Source organism: Stenotrophomonas sp. 3(2025) (assembly GCF_052665395.1).
Genome location: NZ_JBQOIF010000012.1, coordinates 1 through 22,809, shown reverse-complemented (window position 1 = coordinate 22,809; position 22,809 = coordinate 1). Strand labels below are relative to the sequence as shown.

Annotated in this window: 26 protein-coding genes; 18 read left to right on the top strand and 8 right to left on the bottom strand. The window is 66.5% G+C overall.

Annotation, left to right across the window (positions count from 1 at the left end; all coding sequences use genetic code 11):
- Window positions 1-7: 7 nt before the first annotated feature.
- Together ACUXVE_RS10920 and ACUXVE_RS10915 are read right to left on the bottom strand one after the other, a co-directional pair.
- A complete protein-coding gene (locus ACUXVE_RS10920) occupies window positions 8-328 on the bottom strand; it encodes a hypothetical protein (RefSeq protein WP_222388309.1) in 321 nt (106 codons plus the stop codon).
- 128 nt (window positions 329-456) lie between these two features.
- Window positions 457-801: a winged helix-turn-helix transcriptional regulator gene (locus ACUXVE_RS10915; RefSeq protein ID WP_154881112.1), complete on the bottom strand. Its 345-nt coding sequence runs from the start codon at window positions 799-801 to the stop codon at window positions 457-459.
- 87 nt (window positions 802-888) lie between these two features.
- Between ACUXVE_RS10915 and ACUXVE_RS10910 the strand changes: the two genes are divergently transcribed.
- Window positions 889-1,215, top strand: coding sequence for a nuclear transport factor 2 family protein (locus tag ACUXVE_RS10910; RefSeq protein ID WP_445514390.1), 327 nt, complete (start codon window positions 889-891; stop codon window positions 1,213-1,215).
- Window positions 1,216-1,335: 120 nt separating this feature from the next.
- Here ACUXVE_RS10910 and ACUXVE_RS10905 read toward each other — a convergent pair whose 3' ends face one another.
- On the bottom strand, window positions 1,336-1,977 hold the full coding sequence (locus ACUXVE_RS10905) for a glutathione S-transferase family protein (RefSeq protein ID WP_222388311.1): 642 nt from the start codon (window positions 1,975-1,977) through the stop codon (window positions 1,336-1,338).
- A 196-nt stretch (window positions 1,978-2,173) separates the two neighbouring features.
- Here ACUXVE_RS10905 and ACUXVE_RS10900 point away from each other — a divergent pair, with 196 nt between their 5' ends.
- The gene (locus ACUXVE_RS10900) at window positions 2,174-2,494 is read left to right on the top strand and encodes a hypothetical protein (RefSeq protein WP_222391095.1); all 321 of its coding nucleotides are present in this window, start codon (window positions 2,174-2,176) and stop codon (window positions 2,492-2,494) included.
- 17 nt (window positions 2,495-2,511) lie between these two features.
- Here ACUXVE_RS10900 and ACUXVE_RS10895 read toward each other — a convergent pair whose 3' ends face one another.
- The gene (locus ACUXVE_RS10895; protein ID WP_093818090.1) at window positions 2,512-2,814 is read right to left on the bottom strand and encodes a hypothetical protein; all 303 of its coding nucleotides are present in this window, start codon (window positions 2,812-2,814) and stop codon (window positions 2,512-2,514) included.
- A gap of 101 nt (window positions 2,815-2,915) precedes the next feature.
- Between ACUXVE_RS10895 and ACUXVE_RS10890 the strand changes: the two genes are divergently transcribed.
- From ACUXVE_RS10890 to ACUXVE_RS10870, 5 genes are all read left to right on the top strand, one after another.
- The gene (locus tag ACUXVE_RS10890) at window positions 2,916-3,368 is read left to right on the top strand and encodes a hypothetical protein (protein WP_445514389.1); all 453 of its coding nucleotides are present in this window, start codon (window positions 2,916-2,918) and stop codon (window positions 3,366-3,368) included.
- A gap of 43 nt (window positions 3,369-3,411) precedes the next feature.
- Window positions 3,412-3,627, top strand: a complete 216-nt coding sequence (locus ACUXVE_RS10885; RefSeq protein WP_093818088.1) for a hypothetical protein — start codon at window positions 3,412-3,414, stop codon at window positions 3,625-3,627.
- The gene (locus ACUXVE_RS10880) at window positions 3,615-3,914 is read left to right on the top strand and encodes a hypothetical protein (protein ID WP_093818087.1); all 300 of its coding nucleotides are present in this window, start codon (window positions 3,615-3,617) and stop codon (window positions 3,912-3,914) included. Before ACUXVE_RS10885 ends, ACUXVE_RS10880 begins: the two co-directional genes overlap by 13 nt.
- 77 nt (window positions 3,915-3,991) lie before the next feature.
- A complete protein-coding gene (locus tag ACUXVE_RS10875; protein WP_445514388.1) occupies window positions 3,992-5,056 on the top strand; it encodes an alpha/beta hydrolase in 1,065 nt (354 codons plus the stop codon).
- 178 nt (window positions 5,057-5,234) lie between these two features.
- On the top strand, window positions 5,235-5,687 hold the full coding sequence (locus tag ACUXVE_RS10870) for a PA2169 family four-helix-bundle protein (protein WP_445514387.1): 453 nt from the start codon (window positions 5,235-5,237) through the stop codon (window positions 5,685-5,687).
- Window positions 5,688-5,771: 84 nt separating this feature from the next.
- Here the strand turns inward: ACUXVE_RS10870 and ACUXVE_RS10865 are convergent, their stop codons facing one another.
- Entirely contained in the window at window positions 5,772-7,238 is a 1,467-nt protein-coding gene (locus ACUXVE_RS10865; protein ID WP_445514386.1) for an MFS transporter, read from the bottom strand.
- A gap of 110 nt (window positions 7,239-7,348) precedes the next feature.
- Between ACUXVE_RS10865 and ACUXVE_RS10860 the strand changes: the two genes are divergently transcribed.
- From ACUXVE_RS10860 to ACUXVE_RS10845, 4 genes are all read left to right on the top strand, one after another.
- On the top strand, window positions 7,349-8,254 hold the full coding sequence (locus tag ACUXVE_RS10860) for a LysR substrate-binding domain-containing protein (RefSeq protein ID WP_093818085.1): 906 nt from the start codon (window positions 7,349-7,351) through the stop codon (window positions 8,252-8,254).
- Window positions 8,255-8,473: 219 nt separating this feature from the next.
- Window positions 8,474-9,655 carry a CmlA/FloR family chloramphenicol efflux MFS transporter gene (gene cml, locus ACUXVE_RS10855; RefSeq protein WP_445514385.1) on the top strand — a complete coding sequence of 394 codons (1,182 nt, stop codon included), beginning with the start codon at window positions 8,474-8,476 and terminating at the stop codon, window positions 9,653-9,655.
- Window positions 9,656-9,742: 87 nt separating this feature from the next.
- The gene (locus ACUXVE_RS10850) at window positions 9,743-9,943 is read left to right on the top strand and encodes a hypothetical protein (RefSeq protein WP_033832284.1); all 201 of its coding nucleotides are present in this window, start codon (window positions 9,743-9,745) and stop codon (window positions 9,941-9,943) included.
- Between the two features lie 98 nt (window positions 9,944-10,041).
- Window positions 10,042-10,392 carry a VOC family protein gene (locus ACUXVE_RS10845; RefSeq protein WP_445514384.1) on the top strand — a complete coding sequence of 117 codons (351 nt, stop codon included), beginning with the start codon at window positions 10,042-10,044 and terminating at the stop codon, window positions 10,390-10,392.
- A 103-nt stretch (window positions 10,393-10,495) separates the two neighbouring features.
- Here the strand turns inward: ACUXVE_RS10845 and ACUXVE_RS10840 are convergent, their stop codons facing one another.
- A complete protein-coding gene (locus tag ACUXVE_RS10840; RefSeq protein WP_445514383.1) occupies window positions 10,496-10,801 on the bottom strand; it encodes a KGG domain-containing protein in 306 nt (101 codons plus the stop codon).
- 317 nt (window positions 10,802-11,118) lie between these two features.
- Between ACUXVE_RS10840 and ACUXVE_RS10835 the strand changes: the two genes are divergently transcribed.
- Both ACUXVE_RS10835 and ACUXVE_RS10830 read left to right on the top strand, forming a co-directional pair.
- The gene (locus ACUXVE_RS10835) at window positions 11,119-12,012 is read left to right on the top strand and encodes an NAD-dependent epimerase/dehydratase family protein (protein ID WP_445514382.1); all 894 of its coding nucleotides are present in this window, start codon (window positions 11,119-11,121) and stop codon (window positions 12,010-12,012) included.
- A gap of 222 nt (window positions 12,013-12,234) precedes the next feature.
- Complete coding sequence (locus ACUXVE_RS10830; RefSeq protein WP_093818079.1) at window positions 12,235-14,769, top strand: methyl-accepting chemotaxis protein; 2,535 nt, start codon at window positions 12,235-12,237, stop codon at window positions 14,767-14,769.
- Between the two features lie 72 nt (window positions 14,770-14,841).
- Here ACUXVE_RS10830 and ACUXVE_RS10825 read toward each other — a convergent pair whose 3' ends face one another.
- Window positions 14,842-15,228, bottom strand: a complete 387-nt coding sequence (locus ACUXVE_RS10825) for a DUF2628 domain-containing protein (RefSeq protein ID WP_025879013.1) — start codon at window positions 15,226-15,228, stop codon at window positions 14,842-14,844.
- Between the two features lie 216 nt (window positions 15,229-15,444).
- On the opposite strand from ACUXVE_RS10825, the gene ACUXVE_RS10820 reads away from it, so the two are divergent.
- The gene (locus ACUXVE_RS10820) at window positions 15,445-15,615 is read left to right on the top strand and encodes a hypothetical protein (protein WP_177176993.1); all 171 of its coding nucleotides are present in this window, start codon (window positions 15,445-15,447) and stop codon (window positions 15,613-15,615) included.
- A 57-nt stretch (window positions 15,616-15,672) separates the two neighbouring features.
- Here the strand turns inward: ACUXVE_RS10820 and ACUXVE_RS10815 are convergent, their stop codons facing one another.
- Entirely contained in the window at window positions 15,673-17,709 is a 2,037-nt protein-coding gene (locus ACUXVE_RS10815) for a TonB-dependent receptor domain-containing protein (protein ID WP_093818078.1), read from the bottom strand.
- A 495-nt stretch (window positions 17,710-18,204) separates the two neighbouring features.
- On the opposite strand from ACUXVE_RS10815, the gene mdoH reads away from it, so the two are divergent.
- From mdoH to ACUXVE_RS10795, 4 genes are read left to right on the top strand one after another with little or no spacing between them, the layout of a single operon-like run.
- Window positions 18,205-20,130 (top strand): glucans biosynthesis glucosyltransferase MdoH, encoded by a 1,926-nt coding sequence (gene mdoH, locus ACUXVE_RS10810; RefSeq protein ID WP_445514381.1) that lies wholly within the window; start codon window positions 18,205-18,207, stop codon window positions 20,128-20,130.
- 50 nt (window positions 20,131-20,180) lie between these two features.
- The gene (locus ACUXVE_RS10805) at window positions 20,181-20,840 is read left to right on the top strand and encodes an alpha/beta hydrolase (RefSeq protein ID WP_222388321.1); all 660 of its coding nucleotides are present in this window, start codon (window positions 20,181-20,183) and stop codon (window positions 20,838-20,840) included.
- A gap of 3 nt (window positions 20,841-20,843) precedes the next feature.
- On the top strand, window positions 20,844-21,887 hold the full coding sequence (locus tag ACUXVE_RS10800) for a sensor histidine kinase (protein ID WP_445514380.1): 1,044 nt from the start codon (window positions 20,844-20,846) through the stop codon (window positions 21,885-21,887).
- A 10-nt stretch (window positions 21,888-21,897) separates the two neighbouring features.
- Entirely contained in the window at window positions 21,898-22,626 is a 729-nt protein-coding gene (locus tag ACUXVE_RS10795) for a LytR/AlgR family response regulator transcription factor (protein WP_025879008.1), read from the top strand.
- The last annotated feature ends 183 nt before the right edge of the window (window positions 22,627-22,809 follow it).

The following is a 22,809-nucleotide window of genomic DNA, read 5'->3' as shown; positions in this document are numbered from 1 at the left end:
GCGGCGATCACTCGAGAGCGTGATCGGACTTGCGCGGTGGCACTGCCGTGGCCTCACCGCGTTGCACGAGGTCGAAGAAATCCACTGCCTCCGCCGCCAGCGCATCGTGGGCGTCGAAATCCCAGTTCTGCTTGTACTCGCGGGCGAGCAGATCACAGACGGCCTTGGCCTGCTGGTAGGTCTGCGACTTCTCCCCGCGATCTTCCAGTTGGTCGCGGTGGATCTGGCACAGCATGAGCTGGTGGGCATCTTCGGCTCGCTCGCGCTCCCAGCCGATGTCGGGCAGGGCGGACAGTGATGAGGCAAGCGCGATGGCAATCAAAGGCATGATCCGGTTCCGGGCGGGGGATGGAACCTGAGCGTAGGTGATGGTGCAGTGCGCGTGGCGGCACGCGCGATGGCCGTTTTACGGGGTGTTCACCATTCGCAGCAGCATGGTGGCTGCGCGCAAGATGGTCACGCCGATGGCTCGCCTGCCGCTGGTTTCTGCTCCTGCCACAGCAGCAGCGCGTCCAGTGCCGGGCACAGTGCCTGCCCCCACGCACTCAGTCGATACTCCACTTTCGGTGGCACCTGCGGATACACCGTGCGCAGCACGATGCCGTCGGCTTCCAGTGCACGCAGCTGCTGCGCCAGCATCTTCTGCGAGATGCCGGGGATGAGCCGCTCCAGGTCGGAGTAGCGCTGTACCTTGCCGTCGAACAGGTGGAAGAGGATCAACAACTTCCAGCGGCCTTCCAGCAGTGCGAGTGCACGGGTCACGTCCGCGGCGGCGGTCTCAGGGGTATAGGCCTTTCTCATGGGGTGGGTCACTTATCTTCGGGTGCGTTCTTGTGGCGGCCACGGTGCGGTTCGAGAATAGCGCCAGTCCCGCCTGGAGTGCCTGCGATGTCGATTGATCTTCCCGCGCCGTTGTCCCGCTATTTCCTGCTGGCCAATGGCGAGCCAGGAGCGCACGTAGAGCAGTGCTTTGCCGCAGACGCGACGGTGCGCGATGAGCGCCAGCAGCACCAGGGACACACGGCGATTGCCGCCTGGGTGGCGCAGACGCGTGCGGCCTACCAGCAACACGTGGTCCCCCTGCAGCTGCACGTGCAGGACGGTCGCCACATCGTGTCTGCACAGGTCGGCGGCACGTTCCCGGGCAGCCCGGTGGTGCTGACACACGCGTTCACCCTGGAAGAGGGTGGCATCGTCGCGCTGGATATCCACTGATCCAGTGGCGGTTGCTTCCGGAGATCGGGTGGCACGCCGATAGTTGCCGATTGACGCGTAGCAGTACCAATGGATGGCGAACTCCACGCATGGCGTGGAGCTACTGGGAGCGGGGTGGAGCTACGGGGTCTGGAACACCGCCAGCTGTGCGGCGAAGGCGCGCTGGTAGGCTGGCCGCGCGGTCGCGCGGTCAACGTAGGCAGCAAGGTCTGGATACTCGCCAACGATGCCGCTGCTCTGCAGCCGCAGCAGCACCGACACCATCAGCAGATCGCCGGCGCTGAAGTCTCCGTCCAGCCAGGGTGCATCGCCCAGCCGGGCGGACAGCTGGCTCAGCCGCCTGCGCACGCGCTCGTCCAGCATCACCAGCCGTTGCGCGTACCAGGGCTGTTCGCGTTCCAGCACCCACGCCATGGAGCGTTCGACGATCGGCGGCTCCACGGTATTCAGCGCGGCGAACATCCAGGCGATCGCGCGCATGCGCGCACCCGCGTCGGCGGGCAGCAACCCGGGGTGCTGTTCGGCCAGGTGCAGCAGGATCGCGCCTGATTCAAACAGCACCCCGTTGCCGTCCTCGTAGGTGGGGATCTGACCGAACGGATGCCGCGCCAGGTGCGCAGGCTGCTTCATCTCCTCGAAAGAGAGCAGGTGGACGTCGTAAACGAGGCCCAGCTCCTCCAGCGCCCAGCGCACGCGCATGTCGCGGGCCAGCCCCTGGCCGCGGTCCGGGGAATGCTTGAATGCGGTCAGGATCGGTGTCATCAGGATGTCCATCGGCGTTGGCTGCCAGGTTGGCTGGCCTTTCCTCTCTCGACGCGCGGACGGGTCGGGAATCGACACCCCTTCGCCAAGCGAGGGGCCCGGCATCGCCGCCCCGGATGAACGGTTCACGTCGGACGATTCGCCCAGGAGGGTCGGTGACGCGATACTGACGTCCAGCACAGTCCGGGGAAAGTACGTGAGCACGTCCAAGCTGCCGCGCATCGTTGGGTTCGACGTGCCACGGCTTCACCAGCAGGTCGATGCGTCTGCTGATGAAGCCATCACCGCGCTGCTTGATCAGGCACCGGATGAGCGGTGGACCGGCCGCTTCCTGCAGCACTGCGCGACGCTGGCGTCGCAGCTGTCATTGGCGGAGGTGAGGGTGGAGGGCACCCGCATTGCCTTCCATGGCTCCATCGCCGATGCGCGTGCCTTGGCCGACGCGGTCATCGCGCTGGTGAACCGGTTGAATGATCAGCTGATGCAGGAAGGCAACCAGCTCGCTGGCGAGGAGTGATGTGCCTGCAGCTGGTGTCAGGCCGCTTGCGGGGCCAATGCCGGCCCGGACAGGCGGGCCCAGCAGCCCATCGCCATTTCCGCCGATCCCGGATGGCCACGCAGGCTGGCGCGCAGTGCGAGGCGTGACTGCAGGTCGGTGAGCCACGCCGTGCGCGTGCCGTGTGGGTTGCGGACATAGATGTCGCACGCCAGGCGGATGACCGGCGCGACTTCATGGCGGAAGTTGGTGGCGGGCAGATCGCCCGTCTGAAACGCAGCCTGCCAATGCTGCAGCTCGCGTTCGACGTCAACAAAGTCCTTGTTCGTGATGCGTTCCATGAGACTTCTCCTGTTGGAACGCCAACGTACACCTGTGCATGTCAGTACCCTGTGTGCGCGCAGCGTTGCCCATGGCGCTCGTTCATTAATCTTCGGCTTTCATGCAGTTGCGTAACCGGACGCGGCGCACACTGACGCTGCAGCAGATCGCTGCGGTGGAGCGCGGCCATGAACAACAATCCGCCGCAAGGCCGGACCGATCGCACCAAGGCCTCGGCCGGAACCGGGCCGGCAGCCCAGCATGGAAACGTTCGGGGAGCCTGCTGATGTCGTCCCATGCCCGTGCGGTAAGCCTGATGACGAAGATCATGTACCAGTGCCGTCCGGCAAGAACGACGACGATGGCGCGCTGCCGCGCCTGCCAGGCCCCCAGTCCGGGTGGGATGGAGTGCGCGCGTTGCCTTACCGAAGAACTCGGGGGCGTGATCGGCAACCGCGGTGCTGCGGCACGCTGGCTGGATTCGTTCCTGAAGGTTCAACAGGACGAGGCGTTCGTTTTCGTGTGTGCCAAGCGGGTCGAGGACACCGCGTCGGCGGGTCGCAGTCTGGAGTGACATTGCGCAGGCGTATGCTCGAACTCCAACGGGAGCGAGCGTCATGTCTTTTCAGATCAACCTCTATGACAGGGACGGACGCGGGCTTCGCCTTCCCGATGGATGGTGGATCGACCTGCACACCGATCCCCCCGCGCTGGTCAATGGCGCTGTCCGCATCGATCTGCCTACGTCCACGCGCAACGAGCATCCTGATCTGCAACCGGACGTCCTGAACCATCTCCGCCGCCGTATTGAAGGTGCGCAATGGCTAACCTGACCTACCATCCGCCGCTGGGCGTGCGCTGGCTGACGTTCCGCCTGCGCAACGGTCAATCCATCGGCCCGGAAAAGCTGCGCGCCGTGTGGTCCGATGCCGCAGAAACCAACGACTGTTCGGTCCGCCGCGAGCACGTGGAGGGCGCGGGCTTCGTCTATGCGCTGTACGCACCGAGTGGGCTGTGTGTTCCGCGCCGGGCGGAACTGCGCATGCGGCTGTTGCTGGAAGAAGCGGGCTACGCGTTTTCGATGGGCGTGCTTACCGGCAGCCATCCTGCCTACGGTTGAGCGCAGGGTGATCTGATCGGCCCGGAGGTTGCTAGACTGCGCGCCCCGCGCGCTGCCGCAATCACGGAAGATTCCCCATGCCGAAGCTGTCTGCTCTTGCTGTTGTCCTGGCGCTCGCTGTCTGCGCGCCAACCGCACACGCCGAGGAACAGGACAGCGCCTCGACCATCGCGTTCAAGTCGATCAGCCCGGTGCTGAATGCCCTGATCAATGCCGACGATGCGCAGGACCTGATGGAGCGGGCCGAGGAAGACGACGCCACGCTGCTGCAGTCGCTGGCGCTCTATCTGGCCGCAACCCGCGAAGACCCCACGTTGGCGCAGGCGCCGTACCACGCAGCGGCATTGTTCGCACGCCGGGGTGACGATGCGCTGGCCGAGCGCTATCTGCGCCAAGCCGATGAGCGTGGCATGTGGTTCGCGCCCGCGCTGGCCGACAACGATGACTTCGAGCACCTGCGCGGAACGCCGTTCTTCAAGCAGGTGCTGGCCAATTCGCAGGCACGCTACGCGAAGGTATCGGTGGGCAAGGTGGGCGCCATCTCGGTGCTGCCCCCTTCGAAGGGTGTTGCGATGCCGGCCTGTGCGCCGGTGCTGGTGTGGCTGCACGGCTACGGCATCAACGGCCACCTGGACAGCAGCGAGCAGCCGCTGGCCGATGCTGGTGTGGTGTTGCTGGGCATCAACGGTACGGAGATGCGCGAGTCGTTTGACAGCTTCAGCTGGACCGGCCCGTATGAGGGTACGCACAAGGTGGTGCAGGCGGGGCTGGAGCAACTGGCCGCGCGCCAGTGCATCGACCGCAAGCAGGTCTACCTGATGGGCTTCTCGCAGGGCTCGCAGCATGCCGGCGCGCTGCTGGCGCAGCATCCGGATGACTATGCCGGTGCATTGCTGGTGTCTCCGGGTGGCTGGCGCCAGCCGGTGCCCACGCAGAGCAGCGCGCACGGCAAGCGGGTGTTCGTCATCAACGGCGAGCAGGAAGGGCCGGCGAACCAGAAGATGAGCGCGGATTTCCGCGCCCTTTTCAGCGATGGCAACGAGCTCCGGTCGCGTACCCATGAGGGCGGTCATTTTTATCCGGACGACTGGAAGACCTCCTTCCCACAGGCCATCCGCTGGCTGATGGGCAAAGGCGGCTGAGCAGTGGGTTCAGGTGCAGTGAAGACGCCGCCTCTTCGGTGTGAGACGGTCGGGTGCCGTTGGGCAGCATGATCACCGCATCAATCGGTGCTCACCTGCGAACCACGCACGGTCGTCCAGTCTGGCGTGGCAGGCAACGGATACCACTGTTGTCCTTTCCCCAACGAGGAGACTACACATGAGCACCCAGTCCACCATCGAGCATCGCCTCAACGACCTGATCGAGATCGCACGTGATGGCAAGTCCTTCTACGAGGAAGCCGCAACCAAGGTGAAGGATGCCGAGCTGTCGGCATTGTTCGTCCGCATCGCCGGCGTGAAGGGCCGCATCGTGTCCTCGCTGAGCAGCTCGGTGGCCGCTACCGGCGGCAAGCCGGCCGAGCACGGCACCATGGTCGGTTCCATGCAGCAGTTCTACGGCAAGGTGCGTGCGGCCTTCGGTGACACCAACTACGGTTACGTGGCCGAACTTGAAGAGTCCGAGGATCGCCTGCTGGGCGCGTTCAAGGACGTCCTGAAGGACAACGACCTGCCGCCGGCGGTGCGCCAGGAAGTGACCCAGTGGCTGCCGGAAGTGCAGGAATGCCACTCGGTGATGCGCGACCGCAAGCATTCGATGAAGGCTGCCTGATCGCATCCGGCGATCGTCCCCCACATCGCCGCGACCAGGGCAGCCCAGTGCTGCCCTGGTCGTTTCTGCGTCTGCCATCTACGATCAGGCGCGTGGCCTGAGCAGGGCAACGGCCAGGCTGGCCAGCGTCGCTGCTGCGGCCGCAGTCCACAGGGACGCGGCAAAGCCTTGGCTGTAGATCGCCCGCGCCAGATCAACCTGGGCTCCTCGGGTCAGTGCACCGGTGGCGATGGTGTCGGCCAGACGCATGACTTCATCTGCAGGAACGCGGGCTGAGAGTCCGGCGCGGATGCCGACGGTCAGGGCGCTGGAGAGGACCGTGAAGCCGAGCAGGATGCCGACGAAGCGCGTCGTCGCACTGATGCCCGAGGCCATGCCTGCGCGGTCGCGGGGCGCCGAACCGATGATCGCCTTGGATGTTTCGCCGTTGAGGATGCCACCGCCTGCGCCGATGATGACCATCGCCAGCAGCGCCACCGCCGGCTGGTTGTGCCATGCACCGATACCGGCCAGCGCATTGCCGGCGGCAGTGATGGACAGGCCGATGGCCAGCACCATCCCGCTCGACAATCGTCTGCCCAGGCGCCTGCCCACGCTGGGGAACAGCAGCATCGCCGCAGCGAACGGCAGCATGCCGGCGCCCGTGGCCAGTGCACTCAGGCCGACGCCGTTCTGCAGGTACTGCGGCAGCATCGAGGCCATCACCTGCGCGCTGACTGCGTAGCCGATCATGGCGATCAGGGCACCGACAAAGCGCGGGCTGGCAAGTAGCCGCAGGTCGACCATCGGATGCCGACGCGTGAGCTCGATGCAGGTGAACAGCGCGGCCATCGCGATGCCCAGGCCCAGGCCGGCCAAGGCCACCGCCGATGTCCATCCCTGCGCGAGTCCTTCCACGAGGAAGAACACGATGCCGAAGATCGCCATGCTGAAGGTGATGATGCCGGGCGGATCGAGCGGGCGTACCACCGTGTCGGCAGTGTCGGGAACCCAGCGGATAGCACCATGGGCCAGGAAGGCGAGGAAGGGCAGGATCGCGATGAACACCGAGCGCCATCCCCACAGCGAGGACAACAGCCCACCGATAAGCGGCGAGAGCACCATCATCATGCCCATTGCCGTGCCCCAGAAGGCCCAGGCATCGTCGCGTTGCTTGCCCTCGTGGAATTGGTGGCCGATCACCGACAGTGATGGGGCCAGCAGGAAAGCGGCACCCACGCCCTGCAACGCTCGGGCCACATACAGCGCACTGGCCGTGGGGGCCAGCGCGCAGGTCAGCGATGAGAGGGCGAACAGTGCGATGCCGATCAGCAGCACCCGCCTGCGGCCATGACGATCGGCGATGGCACCGGCGGGCAGAAGCAGCGAGGTGAAGGTCAGGATGTAGCAGCTGATCACCCATTCGATGTCGGCGAAGTCAGCCTGCAGATTCCGCGCGATGGTCGGCAGCGCGACGGCCACGGCGTTGGTTTCCAGCACCGTCATCGTGCAGCCGAGCGAGGCGATGATCAGGATCCAGTTGGGCGGTCTGCGGCGAGGGAAGAGGTGCACCGGGTACTCGGGCGGGGGAAGGGGGAAGGCCCATTCAAGCAACTTCGACTGTTTGTTTCATTGCCGGTATTCTTCAAGTACGTTAGGCCAAAGCTAACGAGCCGGCACGCATGGACCGTCGACATCTGCAGTACTACGTCGCACTGGCCGAGGAACTGCATTTCGGGCGCGCCGCGCTGCGCCTGGGCATCGCCACGCCGACGCTGAGCGTTCAGATCCAGCAGATCGAGCGTCGCCTGGGCACCCCCTTGTTCGATCGCAGCAGGCGCGAGGTCACGCTGACCTCTGCTGGTGCGATATTCCTGGCCGAAGCACGCAACGTGCTGCGCCAGTTCGAGCAGGCAGAGGCCGTGGGCCGCCGCGCTGGTCGCGGGGAAATCGGCAGGATCGAGATCGGCTACGTAGGTTCGGCGGTCCATGCCGGCGCGCTGCAGGAGCAGTTGCAGCGGTTCCGCAGCGGCTCGCCCGATGTGGAGCTGAAGGTCGGCGAATGGCCGATGGCCGACCTGCCGGACCTGCTGCTGGACGGTCGCATCGATGTGGTGTTCTGCCGGCTTCCGATGGAGGTGCCCGATGCGCTCGGTTCGCACATCCTGATCGAAGATCAGTTCTGCGTGGCGTTGCCGGCATCGCATGCGCTGGCCCACGCGGGGGTGCCGGTGCAGCCGGCGCTGCTGGCGAAGGAGGCGTTCATCATGCCGGAGCAACCCGCCGGTACGCTGGAAGTCGCCCGCCGTGGCGGATTCGTGCCGGACATCCGCTCCCGTCCCGGTCATCTTGCCGCGGTGCTCGCGCAGGTCTCGGTGGGCGATGGCGCCGTGGCGATCGTACCGTCGGTGCTGCAGCGGACGCTGCTGCTGCCAGGCGTGGTGTATCTGCCGATCGCCGGGCCGGTCATCGCCTCGACCATCGCTGCGCTGTACCGTGAACAGGAAACATCGCCAGCGGTCCGCCGGCTCATCGAGCAGGTGCGGCGTACCCCCTCCCGGCGCATCGACATGCTGCCCTTGTCCTGAGGCCTTGGTGGACGACGTTGCCGGACTGCCCCGCAATGGCCTTGCTACACTGGCCGCACTCGATCTTCCACCGGATCATCAGATGAACAACGGGAACGGTCCGCAGACAGTCCGCTGAGCCGCAACAACGGTACGCACGTTGTTGCGGTGATCTTGTCCTGCGATCTCCACGCACTGGGTTGATCACCGCCGGATTCCCTCCTGAGCGGATGTTTCCCCATGTCTGATCGAAAAGCCCTTCGCTGGGCCCATTCCCTGCCGGGCGCCATCGCATTGATGGCTCCCTTCGACCTCCTGGCTTCGCTGGCCATGGATATCTACCTGCCGGTCGTATCGGCCATGCCGCAGGCACTGGGCACGTCGCCCGCCCTCATCCAGTTGACGCTGAGCCTGTACATGCTCGTGCTGGGGCTGGGCCAGCTGATCTTCGGCCCGCTGTCGGACCGGATCGGGCGACGGCCGGTGCTCCTGACGGGCGCGCTGTTGTTCACGCTGGCGTCGTTCGCGCTGGCCGCGTGTAGTGGTGGTGCGGCATTCCTTGCGTGGCGCGGCGTGCAGGCGGTTGGGGCGTCGGCCGCACTGGTGGCGACCTTCGCCACGGTGCGCGACGTGTATGCCGATACGGCCGAGGGCGCCGCGCTCTATGGCCTGTTCGCCTCGATGTTGGCGTTCGTGCCGGCGTTCGGTCCGATCCTCGGCGCATTGATCGCCTATACGCTGGGCTGGCGGGCCATTTTCATCGCGCTGGGTGTACTGGGATTGCTGGCGGGTGCACGCGCATGCCGCGGCTGGCAGGAGACACGGCCACCGCAGCATGTCCACGGATCGCCAGCCTTCGCGCGCATCCTGGGCAATGCCGGCTTCTGGGTCCATGCATTGGGGTTCAGTGCGGCGATGGGTACGTTCTTCGTGTTTTTCTCGATCGCGCCGCGGGTGCTGATGGGGAGGACCGGCTATTCGGCGATGGGCTTCAGCCTGGCCTTCGCGACGGTGGCGCTGGTGATGATCGTCACCTCGCGCTTCGCTTCCCGGTTCATCGGGCGATGGGGCATTGGCGGCAGTTTCCAGCGTGGGCTGATGGTGATGATTGGCGGCGCGCTGGTCATGGCGATGATGACGATGCTGCCGCCGTCATTTGCCAGTGTTGTGTTGCCGATGTGGCTGGTGGCCATCGGCATCGTGATGGTGGCCGCGGTGGCAGCCAACGGTGCGCTGCGCGATTTTGCCGATGCCTCCGGCACGGCAGTGGCGCTGTACTACGCCGTGCAGAGCGTGATCGTGGCAACGCTTGGCACGCTGGCGACGCTGCTGCTGCCGGGCGATACGGTCTGGCCGCTGGTGGCCTTTGGGCTGCTGCTGCCGTCGTTGAGCCTGGGTGGCCTGGTGATGCTGAGGCGGTAACTACGCCCACGCTTTCACTTCCTCTCCCGCACACGCGGGTAGGGTGATGCGGCCTGGAGTCACCAGGCCTATCAGGGAGTGATATCGATGCGAGCCATCAGGAAAGTGATCGTTGCTGCAGTGTTTGCACTTGCGTGTACCGGTTCGGTGGCGGTGGCCGGTCCGGTCCAGCCGTGCGACTTCCCGTGCTGGAAGGCCTACCAGGCCTGCGTTTCCGGCGGCGGTGATGCCATGGAGTGCCAGTTCGAATACGATCGCTGTGTCATGGACAGGTGCGGCGCCGTCTGAGGCCTGCCTACCGTTCGCAATGGGGGCCCGTTCCAGGGGCCCCTTTTCACTTGGCCGCAGGCACGACGTCCGCGGTCCTGATCGTCTGGAGCCGCAACATGGCCGTCAAACGTGTCGTCGCCAACATCGCCAGTGCCGATCCTGCGCAGGCGGCCGCGTTCTACGGCGACATCCTCGGCATGGACATCGTGATGGACCACGGCTGGATCGTCACCTACGGTGGGCAGGGCGCTGCGCTGGCACAGCTCAGCGTTGCCAGCGAAGGGGGATCGGGTACGCCGGTGCCGGATCTTTCGATCGAGGTGGATGATCTGGACGACGTGCTTGAACGCCTGCGACACGCGGACATTGCGCTTGAATATGGCCCGGCCGAAGAGCCATGGGGTGTACGTCGCTTCTACGTGCGCGACCCGTTCGGGCGCCTGTTGAACATCCTCGCCCACACCTAGCCAGCGCGCGCCAGCTCAGCGGCGCCTTCCACTGTGCTGACAGTGCTGAGTGCTGATCGACCTCGGCGGCACCGCCGGTACGCGGCGCAGTGACCGCAACACGTCAACGTTGTTGACCGCTGTCAGGTTTGTCGGGCATGTCCTGTTGTTGTTGTTGTTGTTGTTGCTGGCGGCTGCTGGCGTGCCGCGCATGGCCGCCTTCACGGCCGATCGCGGCCATGTGTTGGCGGTCCTGGCTGATCGCTTCACCGCCTTTCCGGCCCGCCACCCGGGCCTCGGCCGGGCTGAACTGGTGTGCATTGCCGGATGCGTGGGCAGCACGTCCCCCTTTGGCCGCGATCGCGCGCTGTTTGTCTGCGTCCATCGAGGCAAAGCCCCGATTGCTGTTGCCATTGCGTGAGTGGGTCATTACCGATCTCCGGTGTGAACATGGGGCGCTGCCATCAGTGACGGTCCCATGTTGCACAGTGCAGGCTAAAGACAGGTCGAAGTGGGCTGTACAAGGCTCACATGGCCTGCGCACGCGTTTGACGACCGGTTACCGTGCAGGATGTGCCGGGATCTGCAACCGGTCGTCACGGCAGTCCCAGCAGGGAAGAGCCCGAGCCGTCGGCCGGATGTGGATGGCATGCAGAATGTCATCGTCTGCTATCGCCGACGCCATCGTGCATGCCTAGAATCAAGCCATCCCGGTAGGTCCCGGGCGCTGTCGAGTGAATGGATTCAATGAAGATTCTGTTGACCGGAAGTTCCGGGCGGATAGGACGGGCGATCTTCGGTGCGCTGGCCGCTGCCAATGAGGTGGTGGGGCTGGATCGCAGTCCGTTCGCCACCACGCGCGTCATTGCCGATGTCACCGATCGCCGGGCGCTGGAACGCGCCGTGCAGGGGGTCGACGCGGTGATCCACACCGCGGCCCTGCACGCCCCGCACGTGGGCCTGGTACCTGACGCGGTGTTCCAGCAGATCAACGTGGAGGCCACCACGAACCTGCTGCACCTGGCGCGCGAAGCCGGCGTGCAGCGCTTCGTGCTGACCAGTACCACGGCGTTGTACGGCCATGCCGTGGTGTCCGGCGGCTGCCGTTGGATCGACGAGGACACCGAGCCGCTGCCGCGCACGATCTACCACCGCACCAAGCTGCAGGCCGAGGCGGCTGCCGAAGCGGCGGCCAATGCAACATTCACCGTGCGCGTGCTGCGGATGGCACGTTGCTTCCCCGAACCGCCTGACCGCATGGCGATGTTCCGCCTGCACCGTGGTATCGACGCGCGCGACGTGGCCAGCGCGCATGCCGCGCTGCTGCACGATGAGGGCGCGGCCTTCCAGCGTTACCTCGCCTGTGCACCGACGCCCTTCCGGCGCGAGGACTGCCTGCAGCTGGCCGCCGATCCGCGCCAGGTGCTGGCGCGCCGCGCACCGCAGCTGCTGGCCGAGTTCGAGCGCCGTGGCTGGCCACTGCCGCTCAGCATCGATCGGGTCTATGACAGCAGCCGGATGCGCGCAGCGCTGGGCTGGCAGCCCCGTTTCGGTCCGGAGGACGTGCTTCAGCAGTACGCCGCGGGCAGCATCGAGGTCCTGCCCCGTGCGGAGTGGATCCGCGACCGCGTCGCCGAATAGCACAGGCGAGCAGCACAGGCCTGGGTCGACGGCCGCAGCTGAGCGGGTTCAGGTTTTGTGCGTGCGGCGAGCCTCAACCTCGCCCGGCCATGGCCGCTAACCCGGTGCGCGCCTTCCCGCGCCGGATTCCGATCCGGCGGGCAGGCGGCCCGCGCGACGGATCGCGCATCTGCGCGGTGCCCTGGTGGCACCGGTCGACCTGAACTGCCTGCGGATCCTCCCATGTCTTCTTCCCGTTCCGTCGCTGCCCGTCGCCCCGGCAGCATTGCCCACAAGCTGATGCTGGGCACCGCGGTGATCGCGTTGCTGTGCTTCGGCGCGACCGCGTTCCTGATCTATCACCAGGCCAGTTCGGCGCTGGTGTCGTCCTCGCGGCAGACCATGGCCAGCGAAGCCCGTGCCGAGGCGCGGCAGGTGGCCGCCGACCTGGGCACGGCCTTTGCCAGCAACGATGCGATGGTGGAAACCGTGCTGGCCCAGCGTGCGCGCGGTGATGCCCCTGATCGCGCCAGCCTGGCCAATGTCATCGGCGAGCAGCTGCACGCGCACCCGGAATGGCTGGGCAAGAGCACCATGTGGGAGGCCAATGCCTTCGACGGCAAGGACGCCGACTTCGTCAACAGCGAGGCGCACGACGCCACCGGCCGCTACATGAGCTACTGGGCCTGGCAGGACGGCAAGCCGCAGCAGTCGACGATGACCGACTACACCGAGACGCCCAGCGGCTCGGGCAACTGGTACATGGTGCCCAGCCGCGACAAGCTGCCGCTGGTCAGCGAACCGTATGCCTACGACATCGGCGGCAAGCAGGTGCTGATGAGCACGCTGAGCACGCCGATCGTCGAGAACGGCACCTTCCTCGGTGTCTTCACCGTCGACTTCTCGCTGGACGCGCTGCAGAAGCACCTGGCCACGCTGACGCCGATGGGCGCCGGCCGCGTCGAACTGCTGTCGCCCAAGGGCGTGGTGCTGGCCTCGGCCGATGCTGCCGAGATCGGCAAGCCGCGTACCGATGCCGCCACCCTCGGCATGCTGGCGCAGATCGCCGCCGACAAGACCTACGAAGCGTTCGAGCCCGACGCTGCCGGCAATGTCCGCCTGTACGTGCCGCTGCAGGTCGGTGACGCGCCGCAGCGTTTCGCGCTGGGCGTGGTGGTGCCGCATGCGGTGATCATCGCGCAGGCCCGCGAGCTGCTGTGGATCATCCTGCTGGTGGGTGTGGTGGCTGCGCTGGTGCTCAGTGGTGGTGTCTACCTGCTGCTGCAGCGCTTGGCGGTGCGACCGCTGGCGCAGGCCGTGCGCATCGCCGGCGACGTGGCTGCGGGCAAGCTGGATACCGCCATGCCGGCGCTGGGCAACGACGAAGTGGGCCGCCTGCTGGACGCCATGCAGGGCATGCGTGGCCAGCTGCAGGCAGTGATGGCCGCACAGGCGGAGATGGCGCGCCGCCATGATGCCGGTGAAATCAGCTACCGCATGGATGCCTCGGTGTTCCCGGGCGAATATGGCCGCATGGTGGCCGACAGCAACCAGCTGGTGGCCGACAGCAATGCGGTCACCCAACGCCTGGTCGAGGTGATGCAGCGCTACGCGGTGGGCGACCTGAGCGTGGACATGGAGGCACTGCCGGGCGAGAAGGCGGTATTCACCGCTGCCATGGCAACCACCAAGACCAACCTGGCGGCGATCAACGAACAGATCCAGCAGCTGGCTGCTGCGGCGGCGGCAGGCGATTTCGCCGTGCGTGGCGATGCCCAGCGCTTCGAGCATGACTTCCGCCGCATGGTGGAAACGCTCAACACCATGATGCAGGTCAGCGACCAGAACCTGGCTGCGCTGTCGACGCTGCTGCGCGCCATCGCCGCCGGTGACCTGAGTACACGGATGGAGGGTGACTTCCACGGCGTGTTCGCGGTGATGCGCGACGATGCCAACAGCACCGTGCAGCAGTTGACCCAGATCGTCGGCCAGATCCAGCAGTCCGCGGCCAGCATCCGCCTGGCCGCAGGCGAGATCGCGTCGGGCAACAGCGACCTGTCACGCCGTACCGAGCAGCAGGCGGCCAACCTGGAAGAGACCGCCGCGTCGATGGAGGAGCTGACCTCCACCGTGCGCCAGAACGCCGATCATGCCCTGCAGGCCAACAAGCTGGCGGCCTCGGCCGCAGGCGTTGCCAGCGAAGGCGGGCAGGTGGTCAGCCAGGTGGTGCAGACCATGGAGCAGATCGAGACCTCTTCGCAGCGCATCGCCGAGATCATCTCGGTGATCGATGGCATCGCTTTCCAGACCAACATCCTGGCATTGAACGCGGCCGTGGAAGCGGCGCGCGCCGGTGAACAGGGCCGTGGCTTTGCGGTGGTCGCCAGCGAAGTGCGCGCGCTGGCACAGCGCTCGGCGGGCGCGGCCAAGGAGATCAAGGAGCTGATCGACGCTTCGGTCGGCCATGTCGGCGCCGGCGCGCAGCTGGTGCACGGTGCGGGCCGCACGATGCAGGAGATCGTCGGCCAGGTCGGCCGGGTCAACGAGATCATGGCCGAAATTTCGGCCGCCTCGCGCGAGCAGTCGGCCGGTATCGAGCAGGTCAACCAGACCGTGGTGCAGATGGACGAGACCACCCAGCAGAATGCTGCGCTGGTGGAAGAAGCCACCGCTGCGGCGCGGGCGATGGAAGAACAGGCCGAGCAGCTGGCGGTGGCGGTGTCACGCTTCCGCCTGCAGGCCGACACCCGACCGGCTGCCGCGTTGCGCGCCGCCTGAGCCGGGGCATGAACGACGACGCCCGGCCAAGGCCGGGCGTCGATGTGCCGCTGCGCGAGTGGTGCGCTGGGCTTAGAACATGCCTTCGAAGGGGTTCCAGCTGGTGTTGCCCTTCACCTGTTCCAGGTAGTAGCTGTAGTTGGTGCTCGAGGCGACCAGGAAGTTCATTGCGATGAACAGTGCGCGGGCCACGATGTCCGGCAGCACCAGGCTGACCGCGATCAGCACGATGTTGATGCCGATCACCACCAGCGCCTTGCGCCACATGCCCAGGATGAACAGATAGATCGCGCCGAAGAAGAAGGCGAAGAAGTTCAGGTTGATCTTCAGGCGGTCGCCGAAGGACAGCGCCTTCCAGGCCTGCTTGAAGCCGGGCTCCTTGGGAGCGCCGTGCTGCTGGAAGAAGTTGAAGCGGAACTGCCACTTCGGGCTGAAGCGGGTCAGGTCAACGGTGTTCATGTATAGGGACTTCCCTGTTAGGAAAACGTTTTCATGATAAGTCAGTCACATTCAGCAAACCAGCTTGGAGCGTCAAAAATGTGACGTTCCTACGGCAAAGGGCTTGCGTCCCGGTGCCGCACCGTCACCCATCCGCCTTGTTTTTAGGATAGGGTGCGCAGTTCCTCTGCCACCCCGGTTGTTCACGGGTAGCAGCGGTATGTCCATGGAGGTTGCATGACCACACCTGCTACACCGGAAAACGCACCCGGACCGGTGCTCCTGCCGACACCCGAAGTGGTGCAGGCACAACAACTGCTCGCCCGCCAGCAACTGGCGGTGGCGATTGACCGTGCACGCATCGCGGCCAGCCGCGACGCTGCGCCGGCCGTGCTGGAAAACGACTGAGCCTGGGAAACCAGCCGCGATCGCGCTGGCCTGCTGCCAGCGCGATCGCAGTGCGCATCAGAAGCGCGCCGTCATGCTGAGGAAGTAGCTGCGGCCGGCGACGAAGTAGTCGGTAGCGCCGTCGGCGTACAGCTTCTTGTCGGCAAGGTTGCTGACGCCGCCACGCAGGGTCAGCACCTCGTTGACGTTCCAGGCAGCGGTCAGGTCATACAGCGTGTAGGCCTTCAGGAAGGTATTGACCACGCCGGTCTGCTTGCCGGTGTACTGAGCCGACAGGCTGCTGGAGAACGTGGTGTTCGGGCTCCAGTCCAGCGACGAATAGCCTGAGAACTCCGGGGTGTCGATCAGGTTGCGGCCGGTGGTCAGGTTCCTGGCTTCCTTCATCCAGGTCGCCGACGTGCGCCAGCGCCAATGATCGCCGAAGCGGAAGTTGAGGTTGCCTTCCATGCCGCTGGTGCGCGCGCGCTGCACGTTGCTCATGCGCGTCCACCAGTAGCCGTTGAAGAAGCCCAGCGCTTCATACTCGATCTTGTTCCTGAAGTCGGTATGGAAGTAGGTCAGGCCGGCGTCGACCAGATCGTTGTCGAAGCTGACGCCGATCTCGCGGTTGGTGCTGGTTTCCGGGTCCAGGTCCGGATTACCGGCCATGTAGCAACCGCCACGCACGTAGCCCAGCGGGTACAGCGAGGTGCAGCCCCGGCCGCCGGACTGGGTCGCCGCGCTGGGCGAATTCTCGGTCAGGCTCGGCGCGCGGAAGCCCTTGGACACGCCCCCACGGATCGTCCACTGCTCGCTCGGGTGCCAGACCAGGTAAGCACGCGGACTGACGTGGCTGCCGAACTGTTCATGGTGGTCCAGGCGCGCGCCCAGAGTCAGTGCGAGGGTACGGTGCAGTTTCAGCTCGTCTTCGACGAACAGCGCCCAGGTGTCCACTTCCAGGCTGGAGCCGACCACCGGGTTGCCGGCATAGTCCACCGGCGCTTGGCCGATGGTGTCGGTGTTGGTCAACTCCTGGCGCTTCCACTGGCCGCCCACCGCGAACTGGTGGTCCACACCCAGGGTGAAGGGGGTGCTCAGGCTGCCTTCGATGATCGTATCGGTTGCCTCGGAGCGACCGGTGGCGCCGATGTCGTTCTTGTACTCGGTCCAGTACGCGCTGAGCTTGGAAGTACCGAAATCCCACTTGCCGTCGTGGTTCAGCGCCAGCGAACTGCGCTTGAGCTCACTGGCACCCCAGGCGCCTTCGTCCTGCTTTTCCAGCGCCTGGGCGATGAAGGCCTGCTGCACACCGTGGCCAGCTTCCAGTGACACTTCCTGTGCCTCGCTCAGCTTCCACTGCAGCAGCGCGTCGACATTGCGGTCCTTCTCGCCGGCGTAGGCGTTGCCATACACGCCGCCGTTGGAGCGGTCCGAGTCGCGGCGCATGCTGTTGGCACCGATGCGCAGGCCGAAGCGCTCGCCCAGCGGGCCGGAGAAGGTCGCGCCGATCTGCTGGGTGTCGCCACGGTCGCCATCCTGCGGCCGGGTGTAGCTGTGGGTCGCGCTGCCGTTCCAGCTGTCACCGATGCGCTTGGTGATGATGTTGATCACCCCGCCCATCGCGTCCGAGCCATACAGAGAGGACATCGGGCCACGCACCACTTCGATGCGTTCGATCTGGTCGGGGGAAATCCAGTTCAGGTCCTGGCGGCCCAGGTCGGGGCGATAGTTGGTCGAGGCCGAGCTGCCCATGCGCTTGCCGTCCACCAGCACCAGCGTGTAGTTGGACGGCATGCCGCGCAGCTTGATCTTGGACTGCTCGCCAACAGCGCTGAGCCCGCCGGTTACGCCCGGGATACGGCTGAGCAGGGTGGCCAGGTCGTGCACCGGCTGGCGTTCGATGTCTTCGCGGCTGATCACGCTGATGCTGGCCGGGGCATCCTTGATCCACTGCTGGTTGCCCGAGGCGGTGACCACAACGGTATCCAGGTCCTTGGTCGAAGCGTCGGCGCTGGCTTCAGCGGCGGCGAGGGCGGGCAGGGCCAGCAGGCAGGCGGCGGCCAGGGCGCTGGCCAAGCGGGTACGCGGCAGGCGCGCGGAACGGAGAGGGGACATGACGGCTTCCAAGGGAGAGGAGAGACCCGGTGGAAGCAGCAGGCGCACGCAGACAGCAGGCAGCCAACCCCTTCCCTGGGTCGTCGGGCGCGCGGAGGGTCCGGCGCAGCTGGGTGGGTCCGGTGCGCGGAGCACGACGACCTGCCTGGTTAACGTAATGATAACCGTTCTCGTTTGTTACGATCCAGTACTTTCCGGGATGGATCGACACCTGCGGGGCGCATGGCGTGGTTCGCCTGCTGATTGCTGAATGGGGAGATTTTCCGGCGTAGACCTTCGCACCCGGCTTACATTCGGGGCCATAGACTGGGCCGCATTTTTCGATTCCGCCCCGTTGGAGATCGTGTGGGTTCTGGTAGTGACAGACAGCGACTGCGCGGCATGACGCCGTGGCAGACAGGACAAGTGCGGACGCCGGGAATGCGGGCCAGGAACCTTGGTGCATGCAGCCCGGCCGGGACGGCTGGTCCTGCGGCCTGCAGGGAGTAGGCGGCCATGGGGAGTGAAACCATCGATACGGAACCGGTCACGGCCGGTCCCGACGCGGGCTGGGCCCTGCTGCCGGCCGAAGCACCGCTGGTGATGCCCGAACAGACGCTGCGGCATGGCTCGCTGAAGGTCCGCCGCCATCGCACCTCGCCGCGCATGATCGGCCTGCGCCGCCTGTACATCCTGGGCGGCACCGCGGCAATGACCGCCGTGGCCACCCGGATGATGTGGCGGGTGCTGTCCGGCAACGGCATCAGCGTGCTGGAGGCCTGCCTGCTGGTGCTGTTCGTCGGCCTGTTCGCCTGGATCGCGCTGTCCTTTGCCAGTGCGGTGGCCGGCTTCCTGACGGCCGTGTTCGACCGGGGCTACCGCCTGGGCATCGATCCGGACAAGCCGCTGCCCACCGTGCACAGCCGCACCGCGCTGCTGATGCCCACCTACAACGAAGACCCGCGCCGGCTGCTGGCCGGCCTGCGTGCGATCTACGAATCGGTGGCGGCCACCGGCCAGCTGCAGCGGTTTGATTTCTTCGTGCTAAGCGATACCCGTCGCGAGGACATCGCGCGGGCCGAAGAGCAGGTGTTCGCCGAGCTGCGCGAGCTGGTGCCCGATGGGCAGGCGCGACTGTTCTATCGCCGCCGTGGCGACAACAGCGCGCGCAAGGCCGGCAACATCGCCGACTGGGTACGCCGTTTCGGCGGCGCCTACCCGCAGATGCTGATCCTGGATGCCGACAGCCTGATGACCGGTGACAGCATCGTGCGCCTGGTCGCCGGCATGGAGCACAACGCCGACGTCGGCCTGATCCAGACCCTGCCGTCGGTGATCGGCGGCCGCACCCTGTTCTCGCGCATGCAGCAGTTCGGCGGGCGCGTGTACGGGCCGGTGATCGCCCGTGGCGTGGCCTGGTGGCACGGTGCCGAAAGCAATTACTGGGGGCACAACGCGATCATCCGCACCCGTGCCTTCGCCGACCACGCCGGCCTGCCGGAGCTGCCGGGGCGCAAGCCGTTCGGCGGCCACGTGCTCAGCCATGATTTCGTGGAAGCGGCGCTGATGCGCCGTGGTGGCTGGGCCGCGCACATGGTGCCTTACCTGGGCGGCAGCTACGAGGAAGGCCCGCCGACGCTGACCGACCTGCTGGTGCGCGACCGCCGCTGGTGCCAGGGCAACCTGCAGCACGGCAAGGTGGTGGGCAGCCGTGGCCTGCACTGGATCAGCCGCGTGCACATGCTGATCGGCATCGGCCATTACTTCACCGCACCGATGTGGGCGATGCTGATGCTGATCGGCATCGCCATCCCGCTGTTCCAGGAAGGCATCGATTTCAACGCCCTGCTGCACCTGTCGCCCAGCGTGTACTGGCGTGCGCAGGATGAAGAACAGGTGGTGCGCCTGTTCGCCGCCACCATGGCGGTGCTGCTGATGCCCAAGGTGCTGGGTTACTTTGCGATGCTGCTCGACCCGGTCGAACGCCGTGGCTGTGGTGGCGCGATCCGGGCGTTCCTGTCGATGCTGGTGGAAACCGTGCTGGCCGCGCTGATGGCGCCGGTGGTGATGTACGTGCAGTCGCGCGGGGTGGCCGAAGTGCTGTCCGGCCGCGACTCGGGCTGGGATGCACAGCAGCGCGATGACGGTGGCATCTCGTGGATTTCGCTGGTGCGCGGCTACGGCGGCATGGGCGTGTTTGGCGCCTTCATGGGCGTGCTGGCGTGGGCGGTGTCGCCGTCGCTGGCGGCCTGGATGGCGCCGGTGGTGATCGGCATGGTGCTGGCGGTGCCGGTGGTGGCACTGACCTCGCTGCGCGGGCCAGGCGCCTTCCTGCATCGCCTGGGCCTACTCGACATTCCCGAAGAGAACCTCCCGCCGCCGGTGCTGGTGCGCGCCGCGCAGCTGCGCCGGGAAGCGGCCGAGCAACCGCCGCTGTACTGATCGCACCGTGCCAGCGGCATAATGCGGCTCGAACGTACAGGAGCCGCAACATGCTGCAAACGGTGGAACAGGAAACCGGCGCCTCGCCGCAGTGGTCGGTGATCTGGCTGCACGGCCTCGGTGCCGACGGCCATGATTTCGCGCCGATCGTGCCCGAACTGGTGCGTCCGCACTGGCCGGCACTGCGCTTCGTGTTCCCGCACGCACCGGTGCGGCCGATCACGATCAACAACGGCGTGCCGATGCGCGGCTGGTACGACATCGTCGGCATGGACTTCCGCTCGCGCGCCGACATGGCCGGCGTGCAGGAGTCGGTGGCGCAGCTGGATGCGCTGATCGCCCGCGAGATCGAACGCGGTGTCGCCGCTGATCACATCTTTCTGGCCGGCTTCTCGCAGGGCGGGGCGGTGATCCTCAGCGCCGCGCTGGCACGCACTGCACCCTTGGCCGGCCTGATCGCGCTGTCGACCTACCTGCCGGAGGCCGAAAGCGCGTCGCGCGTTGATGGTGCGGTGGATGTGCCGGTGTTCATGGCCCACGGCAGCAGCGATCCGGTGATCCCGCAGGCGGTGGCCGCACACAGCGCCGAGACGCTGCGCACGCTTGGGCTGGACGTGCAGTGGCACAGCTACCCGATGGCCCACCAGGTCTGCGCCGAGGAAATCGACGCGCTGGGCGACTGGCTGCAGGCACGCCTGGGCGTCGCCTGACCCATGGCCGCGAGCGCTGCCCCCCCGTGGATGCCGGAACTGTGTCGCTTGCCGCGGTTGGCAGCGATGCTCGGCCTGGCCGAACTGGTGGTGGTGGTGCTGGCGCTGGCGCCCGATGGCAGCCGCCACTGGACAATGGGGGAACTGGCCTCGGCCAGCGGTTTCGCGCTGTGGCTGGCGCTGGCGGTCACCGCCAGCCTGTGCCTGCTGCGGCAGGCGCTGTCGAAGCTGCCGGAAACGCTTGGTGCCGTCGCCGCCGTCGGCCTGGCCGCGCTGATCGCCATCCTGTGCGCGGGCATCATCCACGCCCTGTATGCCGTGCTGGGCGACAACTTCGCGCGCGGCATCGGCTTCTGGCGCTTCACCCTGGGCAGCGCGGCCACCACGGCGCTGATCACCGCGTTGGCGCTGCGCTACTTCTATGTCAGCGACCGCTGGGCGGCGCAGGTGCAGGCCAATGCGCGTGCGCAGGCTGATGCTCTGCAGGCGCGCATCCGCCCGCACTTCCTGTTCAACAGCATGAACCTGATCGCCAGCCTGCTGCATCGCGACCCAGCGGTGGCCGAGCGTGCGGTGCTCGACCTGTCCGATCTGTTCCGCGCCGCACTGGGGGCAGGCGAGGGCGATTCGACCCTGCGCGATGAGTGCGAACTGGCCGAACGCTATCTGTCGATTGAATCACTGCGCCTGGGCGACCGCCTGCGGGTGCACTGGCAGCGCGATGAACCGCTGCCCTGGGACCTGCCGATGCCGCGGCTGGTGCTGCAGCCGCTGGTGGAAAACGCGGTGCTGCACGGCATCTCGCGCCTGCCCGAAGGCGGCACCATCGAGCTGCATCTGGCCTGTGTGGGCAGCGAGCTGCAGATCCGCGTACGCAATCCTGCACCGGATCCGCAGGTGCCCGGGCTGGCCCTGGCCCAGGGAGCGGGCCACGCCCAGCACAGCATCGGCCATCGCCTGAGCTGGCGCTTCGGCCGCGCCGCGCGGATGACGGCTGGCTGGAGCGAGGGCTACTATGCCTGCCAGGTGACAGTGCCGATCCAGTGAGGGGACGATCGTGAGGGTAGTCATCGCCGATGACGAACCGCTGGCGCGCGAGCGCCTGCGCAGCCTGTTGGCCGCGCAGGAAGGGGTGGACGTAGTGGCCGAGGCCGGCAACGGCGAGCAGGCCCTGCACGCGTGCGCCGAACTGCAGCCGGACCTGGTGCTGCTGGATATCGCCATGCCCGGCCTGGACGGGCTGGAAGCGGCCCGCCACCTGGCCAGTTTCGAGCCCAGGCCGGCGGTGGTGTTCTGCACCGCCTACGATGCGCACGCGCTGTCGGCGTTCGAGGCAGCGGCCATCGATTACCTGATGAAGCCGGTGCGCGCCGAGCGGCTGGCAGCGGCGATCGCGCGTGCCCGCACCTTCCTGGCCGGCCGTGACGGGCAACCCCAGCACACCGGCGGCCAGGCCCGCAGCATGCTGTGTGCCCGCCTGCGCGGCAGCCTGCGATTGATTCCGCTGGACGATATCCACTATCTGCAGGCCGAAGAAAAGTACGTGGTGGTGCATCACGCCCGTGGCGAGGACCTGATCGAGGAGTCGTTGAAGTCGCTGGAGGAAGAGTTCGCCAGCCGCTTCGTGCGCATCCATCGCAACTGCCTGGTGGCGCGCCATGAGCTGGTGGAGCTGCGGCGTGGCAGTGGTGGCCAGGTGCAGGCGGTGCTGCGGCATGGCAAGCAGCCGCTGGAAGTGAGCCGGCGGTGCGTGGCGACGCTGAAGCAGGAATTGCGGCATCTGTAGGTTCTCCGCGCGGCCTGCGGCCGCGACTGCTTCGAAATCAACAGCAACAGAAACAGCGGGTTGGTCGGCTCTGTGTTGTTGCGTGTTGGGTGAGGCGGGATGGGCGGGCGGGACACGCCGGAAACCCCTCCATGGGGCTCGATGGCGCCCTCCATGGCGCCAACGGTCCTGCCAACCCACACC

Bases quoted from the DNA above. Each gene is read 5' to 3' on its own strand.
- ACUXVE_RS10920 (WP_222388309.1), bottom strand. From the start codon at position 328: ATGCCTTTGATTGCCATCGCGCTTGCCTCATCACTGTCCGCCCTGCCC.
- ACUXVE_RS10915 (WP_154881112.1), bottom strand. From the start codon at position 801: ATGAGAAAGGCCTATACCCCTGAGACCGCCGCCGCGGACGTGACCCGT.
- ACUXVE_RS10910 (WP_445514390.1), top strand. From the start codon at position 889: ATGTCGATTGATCTTCCCGCGCCGTTGTCCCGCTATTTCCTGCTGGCC.
- ACUXVE_RS10905 (WP_222388311.1), bottom strand. From the start codon at position 1,977: ATGACACCGATCCTGACCGCATTCAAGCATTCCCCGGACCGCGGCCAG.
- ACUXVE_RS10895 (WP_093818090.1), bottom strand. From the start codon at position 2,814: ATGGAACGCATCACGAACAAGGACTTTGTTGACGTCGAACGCGAGCTG.
- ACUXVE_RS10890 (WP_445514389.1), top strand. From the start codon at position 2,916: ATGCAGTTGCGTAACCGGACGCGGCGCACACTGACGCTGCAGCAGATC.
- ACUXVE_RS10885 (WP_093818088.1), top strand. From the start codon at position 3,412: ATGTCTTTTCAGATCAACCTCTATGACAGGGACGGACGCGGGCTTCGC.
- ACUXVE_RS10880 (WP_093818087.1), top strand. From the start codon at position 3,615: ATGGCTAACCTGACCTACCATCCGCCGCTGGGCGTGCGCTGGCTGACG.
- ACUXVE_RS10875 (WP_445514388.1), top strand. From the start codon at position 3,992: ATGCCGAAGCTGTCTGCTCTTGCTGTTGTCCTGGCGCTCGCTGTCTGC.
- ACUXVE_RS10870 (WP_445514387.1), top strand. From the start codon at position 5,235: ATGAGCACCCAGTCCACCATCGAGCATCGCCTCAACGACCTGATCGAG.
- ACUXVE_RS10860 (WP_093818085.1), top strand. From the start codon at position 7,349: ATGGACCGTCGACATCTGCAGTACTACGTCGCACTGGCCGAGGAACTG.
- cml (WP_445514385.1), top strand. From the start codon at position 8,474: ATGTCTGATCGAAAAGCCCTTCGCTGGGCCCATTCCCTGCCGGGCGCC.
- ACUXVE_RS10850 (WP_033832284.1), top strand. From the start codon at position 9,743: ATGCGAGCCATCAGGAAAGTGATCGTTGCTGCAGTGTTTGCACTTGCG.
- ACUXVE_RS10845 (WP_445514384.1), top strand. From the start codon at position 10,042: ATGGCCGTCAAACGTGTCGTCGCCAACATCGCCAGTGCCGATCCTGCG.
- ACUXVE_RS10840 (WP_445514383.1), bottom strand. From the start codon at position 10,801: ATGACCCACTCACGCAATGGCAACAGCAATCGGGGCTTTGCCTCGATG.
- ACUXVE_RS10835 (WP_445514382.1), top strand. From the start codon at position 11,119: ATGAAGATTCTGTTGACCGGAAGTTCCGGGCGGATAGGACGGGCGATC.
- ACUXVE_RS10830 (WP_093818079.1), top strand. From the start codon at position 12,235: ATGTCTTCTTCCCGTTCCGTCGCTGCCCGTCGCCCCGGCAGCATTGCC.
- ACUXVE_RS10825 (WP_025879013.1), bottom strand. From the start codon at position 15,228: ATGAACACCGTTGACCTGACCCGCTTCAGCCCGAAGTGGCAGTTCCGC.
- ACUXVE_RS10820 (WP_177176993.1), top strand. From the start codon at position 15,445: ATGACCACACCTGCTACACCGGAAAACGCACCCGGACCGGTGCTCCTG.
- ACUXVE_RS10815 (WP_093818078.1), bottom strand. From the start codon at position 17,709: ATGTCCCCTCTCCGTTCCGCGCGCCTGCCGCGTACCCGCTTGGCCAGC.
- mdoH (WP_445514381.1), top strand. From the start codon at position 18,205: ATGGGGAGTGAAACCATCGATACGGAACCGGTCACGGCCGGTCCCGAC.
- ACUXVE_RS10805 (WP_222388321.1), top strand. From the start codon at position 20,181: ATGCTGCAAACGGTGGAACAGGAAACCGGCGCCTCGCCGCAGTGGTCG.
- ACUXVE_RS10800 (WP_445514380.1), top strand. From the start codon at position 20,844: ATGGCCGCGAGCGCTGCCCCCCCGTGGATGCCGGAACTGTGTCGCTTG.